General features: G+C 56.4%; 6 protein-coding genes. 4 read left to right on the top strand and 2 right to left on the bottom strand.

Translation table 11 applies throughout. The features are described from left to right. The 3 genes from M0974_RS21250 to yjiA form a co-directional block, all read left to right on the top strand. Positions 1-533: carbon starvation CstA 5TM domain-containing protein (locus M0974_RS21250; RefSeq protein ID WP_297841298.1), on the top strand; the 533-nt coding region annotated here is incomplete at its 5' end. Continuing rightward, complete coding sequence (locus M0974_RS21245) at positions 526-723, top strand: YbdD/YjiX family protein (protein WP_297841296.1); 198 nt, start codon at positions 526-528, stop codon at positions 721-723. The genes M0974_RS21250 and M0974_RS21245, both read left to right, overlap by 8 nt. 74 nt (positions 724-797) lie before the next feature. Next, complete coding sequence (gene yjiA, locus M0974_RS21240) at positions 798-1,775, top strand: GTPase (protein ID WP_297841294.1); 978 nt, start codon at positions 798-800, stop codon at positions 1,773-1,775. Positions 1,776-1,865: 90 nt separating this feature from the next. Here yjiA and glyA read toward each other — a convergent pair whose 3' ends face one another. After that, positions 1,866-3,119, bottom strand: coding sequence for a serine hydroxymethyltransferase (glyA, locus tag M0974_RS21235; protein WP_297841291.1), 1,254 nt, complete (start codon positions 3,117-3,119; stop codon positions 1,866-1,868). Between the two features lie 172 nt (positions 3,120-3,291). Further along, the gene (locus M0974_RS21230; protein WP_297841289.1) at positions 3,292-7,053 is read right to left on the bottom strand and encodes a bifunctional diguanylate cyclase/phosphodiesterase; all 3,762 of its coding nucleotides are present in this window, start codon (positions 7,051-7,053) and stop codon (positions 3,292-3,294) included. A gap of 491 nt (positions 7,054-7,544) precedes the next feature. On the opposite strand from M0974_RS21230, the gene ettA reads away from it, so the two are divergent. Then, a complete protein-coding gene (ettA, locus tag M0974_RS21225; RefSeq protein WP_297841286.1) occupies positions 7,545-9,209 on the top strand; it encodes an energy-dependent translational throttle protein EttA in 1,665 nt (554 codons plus the stop codon). Positions 9,210-9,314: the final 105 nt, after the last annotated feature.

Genomic DNA, 9,314 nt, shown 5'->3' with positions numbered 1-9,314 from the left:
CGATGTGGGGCTATCTGCTGTACCAAGGCGTGATCGACCCATTGGGCGGGATCAACACCTTGTGGCCATTGTTTGGTATCTCCAACCAGATGCTCGCCGGTATCGCGTTGATGCTCGCCACCGTGGTCCTGATCAAGATGAAGCGTCAGCGCTATATCTGGGTGCCACTGCTGCCAGCCGTGTGGTTGCTGATTTGCACCACTACCGCCGGTTACATCAAGCTGTTCGACCCGAGCCCGGCGCTTGGTTTCCTGGCTTTGGCCAGCAAATATCGCGTGGCACTGGACGCAGGTCAGATTCTCGCCCCAGCCACCAGCATCGACCAGATGCAGCACGTGATCTTCAACGCGTACACCAACGCGGTGCTGACGGGGTTGTTCCTGTTCGTGGTATTCGCCATTCTGTTCTATGCGATCAAGGTCGGTGTAGCGGCGTGGGGCAGCAAAGAGCGTACCGATAAAGAAGCACCTTTCCAGGCCATGCCATTGGGCACTGGCAAAGCGGGATACACCGGAGGCGCCACAAATGTTTAACGACCTGAGCCGTTTGGGCAAATACCTCGGTCAGGCCGCACGCCTGATGGTGGGTATGCCCGACTATGACAATTACGTCGAGCACATGCAGCTGACGCACCCGGACAAGCCGATGATGACGTACGAAGCCTTTTTTCGAGAGCGTCAGGAAGCGCGTTACGGTGGGAAAGGCGGGCCCAAGTGCTGCTGAACCCTTGATGTGCTGTAAAGCTTGATCCAACGCGCCACGCCAGTCGTGGCGCGTTTTTATTTGCAGGAGTACCCATGACAGTTTCAACCCCTATTCCGGTGACCGTTCTGAGTGGTTTTCTCGGCGCGGGTAAAACGACGTTGCTGCGCCATCTGCTTAAAACCGAGCACGGCTTGAAGATTGCCGTAATCGAAAACGAATTCAGCGATGCCGGTATCGACACGCAATTGCTCGGCAGCGAGCCAGTGCAAGTCATGACCCTGTCCAATGGCTGCGTGTGCTGCACGATCCACACTGACTTGACCAAAGCGTTGTTCCTTTTGCTTGAGCGGTTGGACAGTGGTGAAATTGCATTCGACCGCCTTGTAATCGAATGCACCGGGCTCGCCGATCCGGCCCCCGTGGCGCAAACCTTCTTCATCGACGAAGAGCTGCGCGAGCGTTACATCCTCGACGGCATCATCACCTTGGTGGATGCGGCCCATGCCGAGCAACACCTGACCCAGACCATCGCTCAGGCACAGATTGGTTTTGCCGATCGGTTGTTGGTGAGCAAGCGTGATTTGGTAGACGACGCAGCGTTCGAAGCCTTGAGCCAGCGCTTGACCCGCATCAACCGCCGCGCACCGATTCGCATTGTTGAACACGGCAAGATTGATCTGGCTGAGCTGTTGGACGTGCGTGGTTTCAACCTCAACGCTGACCTCGGTGGCAGCATGAACCTGCGGCCGGTGTCACTCGGCGGTACCTCCATTGATCGCATCTCCAGTCTGGTGCTGCGCACTGAGAAACCACTGGATATCGACAAGCTCAGCGAGTTCATGAACGAACTGCTGGAAGACCACGGCAAACAACTGCTGCGCTACAAAGGCGTGCTCAACATCGCCAACGAGCCTCGGCGCATGGTGTTTCAGGGCGTGCTGAAGTTGTATGGCTTTGATTGGGATACGGAATGGGCAGAGGGCGAGAAACGAGAAAGCGTGATCGTGTTTATTGCCGATGACTTGCCGGAAGAGAAAATTAGGGTTGGGTTTGCCAAGGTCGAAAGTTAATTATCCACCGTGGGGAAGATGGCGTGTGTCTAAATACGAAAAAGCCCGGCTCAATGAGCCGGGCTTTTTTGGCAGCAAGTAACAGGGCTATTAAGCGCCGTATACCGGCAGCTTGGCGCAGATTACTTTTACTTTTTCACGAACACTGTCGATTACGGCTTCGTTGCTCAAGTCAGCCAGGATGTCGCAGATCCAACCAGCGAGTTCCTTGCATTCTGCTTCCTTGAAGCCACGGGTGGTGACAGCGGGGGTGCCGAAGCGCAGGCCCGAAGTAACGAACGGGGAGCGTGGATCGTTCGGTACGGAGTTCTTGTTCACGGTGATGAAGGCGCGACCCAATGCGGCGTCAGCGTCTTTGCCGGAGATGTCTTGCTTGATCAGCGACAGCAGGAACAGATGGTTCTCAGTACCGCCGGACACCACGTCGAAGCCGCGGTCAATGAACACGCCCGCCATGGCCTTGGCATTCTTCACCACTTGTTGCTGGTAAGTCTTGAACTCAGGCTGCAGCGCTTCTTTGAAGCAAACGGCTTTGGCTGCGATGACGTGTTCCAGCGGGCCACCTTGAGCGCCTGGGAATACGGCCGAGTTCAGCTTCTTCTCGATGTCGGCGTTAGCTTTGGCCAGGATCAGGCCGCCACGTGGGCCGCGCAGAGTCTTGTGCGTGGTGGTGGTCACGACGTCCGCGAAAGGAACCGGGTTCGGGTACACGCCCGCCGCTACCAGACCGGCCACGTGAGCCATGTCGACAAACAGGTAGGCACCGACTTTGTCTGCGATGGCGCGAAAGCGTGGGAAATCCAGAATCTGCGAGTAAGCAGAGAAACCTGCCACGATCATTTTTGGCTTGTGTTCAACGGCCAGGCGCTCGACTTCGTCGTAGTCGATCAAGCCGTTGCCGTCGATGCCGTACTGCACCGCGTTGTACAACTTGCCCGACGAGCTGACGCTGGCGCCGTGGGTCAAGTGGCCGCCGTGGGCCAGGCTCATGCCCAGAATGGTATCGCCTGCTTGCAGTAAGGCCAGATAGACCGCGCTGTTTGCTTGTGAACCAGCGTGTGGCTGAACGTTAGCGTAATCGGCGCCGAACAGTTCTTTGGCGCGATCAATGGCCAGTTGTTCAACCACGTCGACGAATTCGCAACCGCCGTAGTAACGCTTGCCTGGATAGCCTTCAGCGTACTTGTTGGTCAACACCGAGCCTTGGGCTTCCATGACGGCAGGGCTGGTGTAGTTCTCCGAGGCGATCAGCTCGATGTGCTCTTCCTGGCGCTGGGCTTCTTGCTCCATAGCGGCGAAGAGATCGGAGTCGTACTTGGCGAGAGTCAAATCACGGCTGAACATGGCGGTCCTCATGGATCGGGGCAGTAGAAAAGAGGCAGCATTCTAACCCATCAGGTTTTATATGGCATATGAAAGGCAGTCATGTGCCAGATGAGCGGGATTTGAGCTGCAAGCTACAAACCTCAAGCTACACGCGGACTTCTTGCCGCTTGGGGCTTGCCACTTGCGGCTGCTAATCAAACATAAACAACGCATCATTACTGAATTGCGCTTCGAAGCGGGTGGGTGGCATGGGGCGGCCGAACAGGTAGCCTTGGACTTCGTCACAGCCGTGCTCGCGCAGGAACTCAAGCTGCTCGTGGGTTTCAACGCCCTCGGCGATCACCGCCAAGTTCAGGCTGTGGGCCATGGCGATGATTGCGCGGGCAATTTGCGCATCCTGTTCACCCGAGGGCAGGCCATCAACGAAGGTGCGGTCGATTTTCAGTACGTCGATGGGGAACTGCTTGAGGTAATTCAGCGACGAATAACCGGTGCCGAAGTCATCGACTGCGATGCTCAGCCCCAACTGCTTCAGGCCGTCGAGAATCAGCATGGCCTCGTTGACCTCGCGCATCAGGATACTTTCTGTCAGTTCCAGCTCCAGGCACGCGGGGGATAGACCGCTTTCGCTGAGGATGGTCGCAATGCGGGTGCCTAACTGGCCGTCGGCAAACTGCCGAGCGGAAATATTGACCGACACCTTAGGTACCCGAACCTTGGCTTTATGCCAGGCCTTGAGCTGTCGACAGGCCTCGGTCAACACCCAATCGCCAACTTCCACCACCAGCCCCAACTCTTCAAGGACGGGAATGAACTCTACGGGTGGCACCAGGCCGCGCCGCGGATGACGCCAGCGTAACAGAGCCTCCGCGCCTGTTAGGCGTTTGCCGTCGCCACTGAACTGCGGTTGGTAATACAGGGTGAACTCTTGCTGTTCGAGTGCATGCCGCAGGTCGCTTTCCAATTCCAGGCGCTCAAGAGCACTGGCGTTCATGTCGGCCTGATAAAACTGGAAGTTGTTCTTGCCGCGCTCTTTTGCGTGATACATGGCGGTGTCAGCATTTTTCATCAGATGACTCAGCTCACTGCCGTCTTGCGGGCTGAGAGCGATCCCGATACTAGCCGTGACGAAAAACTCGCGGCCTTCCAGAACGAAAGGAATCACCAGGCTGCTAAGTATCTGCTCAGCCACATGGATCGCCCGGTTCAGTGCTATCTCTCGATTGACGCGCGGTTGCAACAGCAGGGTGAATTCGTCGCCGCCCATGCGCGCCACGGTGTCGTCGTCGTCGACGCAAGCCAGCAGGCGCGTGGCCATGTCCTTCAGCATGCGGTCGCCAGCGGCGTGGCCCAAGGAATCGTTGATCGGTTTGAAGCGATCAAGGTCGAGGAACATCAGCACCACCCATGCTTGCTGGCGTTCGGCCTGCTGCAGCGCAGTGTGCAGACGGTCCTGAAACAATGTGCGGTTGGGCAAGTGGGTCAATGCGTCGTAATAGGCCAGGCGGTGGATGCGTTGCTCGCTGGCCTTGCGTTCGCTGATGTCGCTGAAGAAACATACGTAACTGGCCAGATCGCCTTCGTCGTCGAACACGGCGGTGATGCCGACCCACGCGGGGTAGTGCTCGCCACTGCGGCGTTTAAGCCAGACTTCGCCTTCCCAACTGCCGCGCTGGTGCAGTTGTTTCAGGATGTAGCGCAAGTGAGCCTCTTGCTGATCGTCTACGGTCAGCAACGTCGGCAGTTGGTCCAGCACCTGGGCCACGGCATAACCGCTGACGCGGCTGAAAGCGTCGTTGGCCTGAACAATATAGCCCGCCGGGTCGGTGATCAGGATCGCTGACGTGGAGTGCTCAAAAACCGTGGCGGCCATGCGCAGGTCTTTTTCCGCGCGACGTTGCTGGCTGATATCACGGCCAACACCAAGAATACCCTCGAACACGCCTTGGTCATCCCAGACCAGCACCAGCCGCAGCTCTATCGGGATTTTTCGACCGTCGGCACGCAGACAGTCGAACAAAAATAGCTGGATAGGCAGGCTGGCCCGTAATGCCGCCAGCTCGTCTGGTTTGCCCAAAGCGTTAGTGACACGTTCAAGCAATGAGTACATGCCGATCAGTTGCTGGGGATTGGCAATGATCGACTGCCAGCCATTGTGGATAATCCACTCTGCGCTATAGCCCAGCATTCCAAAAACCGAGGGGCTGGCGTAGTTGGGTTTTAATGCGCTGTCGGTAGCGAAAATGACGTCACTGATGCTTTCGGCCAGCATCCGGTAACGCCGCTCACTGTCGCGCAGAGACTCGCTGGCCGCTTGCTGCTCAGTGATGTCCTTGGCCACGCCGATGATTCGTGTGACTTGATGGTCCTTGTCTCGCGCCAACGCTTTTTCGCGTATATCGAAGCGTCGCCATTGGTTACGACTGTCGCGAAAGCGCAGTTGGCATTGCAACAGCTCGACATGCCCGTTTTCGCGTTGTTGCTTGCGCATGTTGTTGTAAAGCTCGGCATCGTCCGGGTGAAGCAATATTTCCCAGAAAAAATCGCCCATATCGTGCAAGTCTGACTTGCTGTAGCCCAGCGTCTGACCAAGGTTGTGGTTGCTATAGACCATTCGCTGGCTGGGCAATTCTTGCACATACAGGTGGTCCGGTACGGTGCGCACCACGTCCGACCAGAAGCGTTCACGCTCAATTAGCGACAACTCGACGCGCTTGCGGCTGCTGATATCGCTGATGCTGAGAATGACCGACACGAAGTCGGCGGATTGCTTGGGAACCCGCATGTTCAGCCATAAATACCGATCTTCGCCTTGGGCGTTGCAAATAAGGATCTCTAGTTCGAGCGCATTCTTTTCGTCAAACATGGCACCGATCAACTGCAGGCCAACCCCCGGTTGGCTGCATATCCCATCTTTGAACAGTTGCACCCACGCTTGTGCGCTGGATTCGACGTTAAGCAGGTTCAGTGCTACTTGATTGACTTCGGTAATCTGCAATTGTTGCAGCAATTCCTGATACCGCTGCGGGTCGGTTTCCACTAAACGGTTCAGGTCGTTAGCGTTCTTAAGTTGCAGTTGCTCAAAGCAGTTTGGAAGTCCTGACAGGTCCAGGACGCACAAAGCGACGTCGGTACCGTCGAATATGTCCCGATAGCGGCGTTGGCTCTCATACAGTTGCCGTTGCCGGCGACGCAGGTTTGCCAGCACCAACAGCGGCAGTAACGAACACAACAACCCCATCAGGCATTTGCCAATCAACGGCGGCAGCAGGGCTTGGCGAGCGCTGCCCGCGTCGAACATTCCGCGCAGTTGCCAGTCGCTATTAATCAGCGGTGAAAGCAAGACATCTTGAATGTCGCCATGGCCCTGGGGCGTTAGCGTAGGGCTAGGGTCATGTGCGCTGACGTCGTCGCGATAAAAAATGTGCTGGGATGTGATGTTCTCCAGTTGCCATTTGAGCTTGAAGTCCTGAGCGGTTTGGTGGGTCAGTGAGGACAAAAACTCGGGTGCAAGGCGCAACACCCAATATGCTTTTGTTCCTTCGTCTGGCCGGCGCACTAATAAATAGAATTGAGCACCGTCAGCTGCGTTCGCAAAATAATAAGGCCGGCCTTGAAGGATCGGAGTCAATTGCGCGAGAAATGCCGCATCAGCTGAGGGCGCTGCATCACTGCTGCTGTCCTGCACTTCGCCGGCGGCGCTCAACCAAGCCACACTGCGCAGCGAGGGTAAGGCCGCATGTAGCGTCTGCAGCAGTTGGGCTTGCTGGTCGGCGATCTGAGGGTGCTGTTTATGGCTGTCCAAAACGTTCAGTGCCGCCTGCGCACTGAGCGCCATGTTCAGGCTCAAACGGTCAGCAAACAGAGCGCTGTAGTCGAGGCTGCGTTGGCGCAGGCGGTCCTGGCTTTGCTGGAATTGATCGACCAACTGCCACAACAGCAGCGCGAGCATGAGCAAAACCAAAGCGGCCAGCGCGCCCTTCAGTGAGCCACGCAAAGGCGCCGTTGGCGCGCCAAGAGGGCTACGCAGAGAAGAAGACATCATCGGTTTGGGCAAGCGTTAATCCTGACGACTGGACTGAAGCAGCGGGTGCGAAATGCACTATAAGCCGGACGCCCAAAGGGCGCCTAGCATGCCTTGAAGTGTGGCTAGGTGCCAGTCCCGTTGGGCTGTGTGGTTTGCCCTGTGGTGTGCATTCGGGTAGCTTTGGCCTACGTGCCGTGTAGCCCCATTCGTACGATAGCGACTCCACTGCAAGCAAGTATTGATCCTGATCTAGTAAGCACCAAGTCGGCAATCGGCTTTTGATCGGGGTAATGTTCTATTCAAGGCTGCATTCTGTCTGGCGACAAGTGCCGTCGATAAATAAAATTCAATCGCTATTGTCGAGGCTCGCGCTAAGCTCGCACTCTATTCATCGTCACAGACCAGGTTTTCTTTTCATGGCTCAATACGTTTTCACCATGCATCGGCTGAGCAAAGTTGTGCCGCCGAAGCGGGAAATTCTAAAAAATATTTCCCTGTCGTTTTTCCCCGGCGCCAAAATCGGCGTGCTGGGCTTGAACGGATCGGGTAAATCCACGCTGTTGAAAATCATGGCCGGTGTAGACACTGAATTTGACGGCGAAGCGCGTCCAATGCCAGAGCTCAACATCGGTTACTTGCCGCAAGAGCCTCAACTTGACCCGACCAAAACAGTGCGTGAAGTGGTCGAAGAAGCCGTCAGCGTGATCAAAAACGCGCAAACGCGTTTGGATGAGGTGTACGCCGAGTACGCTGAGCCCGATGCAGATTTCGATAAATTGGCGGCAGAACAAGCCAAGCTCGAAGCCATTCTGCAAGCCAGCGACGGCCACAACCTTGAGCGCCAACTGGAAGTCGCAGCCGATGCACTGCGTTTGCCAGCCTGGGACGCGAAAATTGAGCACCTGTCCGGTGGTGAAAAGCGTCGGGTAGCCCTGTGCCGCTTGCTGCTGTCGGCCCCGGACATGTTGTTGCTCGACGAACCGACCAACCACTTGGACGCTGACTCCGTGGCTTGGCTGGAGCATTTCCTGCACGATTTCCCGGGCACTGTGGTTGCGATCACGCACGATCGGTACTTCCTCGACAACGTCGCTGGCTGGATTCTCGAACTCGACCGCGGCGCGGGCATTCCGTACGAGGGCAACTATTCGGGTTGGCTCGAAGCCAAGTCCGATCGTCTGGCCCAAGAGTCCAAGCAGCAGTCGGCCCATGAAAAGGCCATGAAAGACGAGCTGGAATGGGTTCGTAAAGGCGCCAAGGCACGTCAGTCCAAGTCCAAGGCGCGCTTGCAACGCTTCGAAGAAATGCAATCGCAGGAATTCCAGAAGCGCAGCGAGACCAACGAAATCTATATCCCTGCCGGTCCACGTTTGGGCGACAAGGTTATTGAGTTCAAGAACGTCAGCAAGGGCTATGGTGATCGCGTGTTGATCGACAACCTGTCGTTTGCGATGCCCAAGGGCGCAATCGTCGGCGTGATCGGCGGTAACGGCGCGGGTAAATCAACCCTGTTCCGTATGTTGATGGGCAAGGAAACGCCTGATTCCGGCACCATCGAAGTTGGTGACACCGTGCAACTGGCTTGCGTCGATCAAAGCCGGGACGACCTGGACGGCAAGAAAACCGTGTGGGAAATGGTCTCTGACGGTTCCGATCAAATTCGCATTGGCAACTATGAAATTCCGTCGCGTACCTACGTCGGACGTTTCAACTTCAAAGGCGGCGATCAGCAGAAGTTCGTCAAGGACTTGTCCGGTGGTGAGCGCGGCCGTCTGCACTTGGCGTTGACCCTGAAAGAGGGCGCCAACGTTTTGCTGCTCGACGAACCGTCCAACGACCTTGACGTGGAAACCCTGCGTTCGCTTGAAGAAGCGCTGCTCGACTTCCCAGGCGCTGCCATTGTGATCTCTCACGACCGGTGGTTCCTGGATCGGGTTGCAACGCACATTCTGGCTTACGAAGATGACTCGCAAGCGATCTTCTTTGAAGGTAACTACACCGAGTACGAAGCCGACCGCAAAAAACGCTTGGGCGATTCTGCGTCCCAGCCGCACCGTGTACGTCACAAGAAATTGGCGTAAGTCACGCTGAATAGGTGGCGCGGTTTTTCTGAAATACCGCGCTGCTCTCTTCCCGAATGAATTCGGTCCCACAGCGATTACAGTTCAAACCTGTGGGACCGAATT

Source organism: Pseudomonas sp., assembly GCF_026224925.1.
Taxonomy (GTDB): domain Bacteria; phylum Pseudomonadota; class Gammaproteobacteria; order Pseudomonadales; family Pseudomonadaceae; genus Aquipseudomonas.
Note: the sequence above shows the minus strand (reverse complement) of the source record. Positions and strands in the feature narration are given on the sequence as shown.

Excerpts from the sequence above, each read along its gene's own strand:
- ettA (WP_297841286.1), top strand. The coding sequence starts at position 7,545 with ATGGCTCAATACGTTTTCACCATGCATCGGCTGAGCAAAGTTGTGCCG.
- glyA (WP_297841291.1), bottom strand. The coding sequence starts at position 3,119 with ATGTTCAGCCGTGATTTGACTCTCGCCAAGTACGACTCCGATCTCTTC.
- M0974_RS21245 (WP_297841296.1), top strand. The coding sequence starts at position 526 with ATGTTTAACGACCTGAGCCGTTTGGGCAAATACCTCGGTCAGGCCGCA.
- yjiA (WP_297841294.1), top strand. The coding sequence starts at position 798 with ATGACAGTTTCAACCCCTATTCCGGTGACCGTTCTGAGTGGTTTTCTC.
- M0974_RS21230 (WP_297841289.1), bottom strand. The coding sequence starts at position 7,053 with ATGCTCGCGCTGCTGTTGTGGCAGTTGGTCGATCAATTCCAGCAAAGC.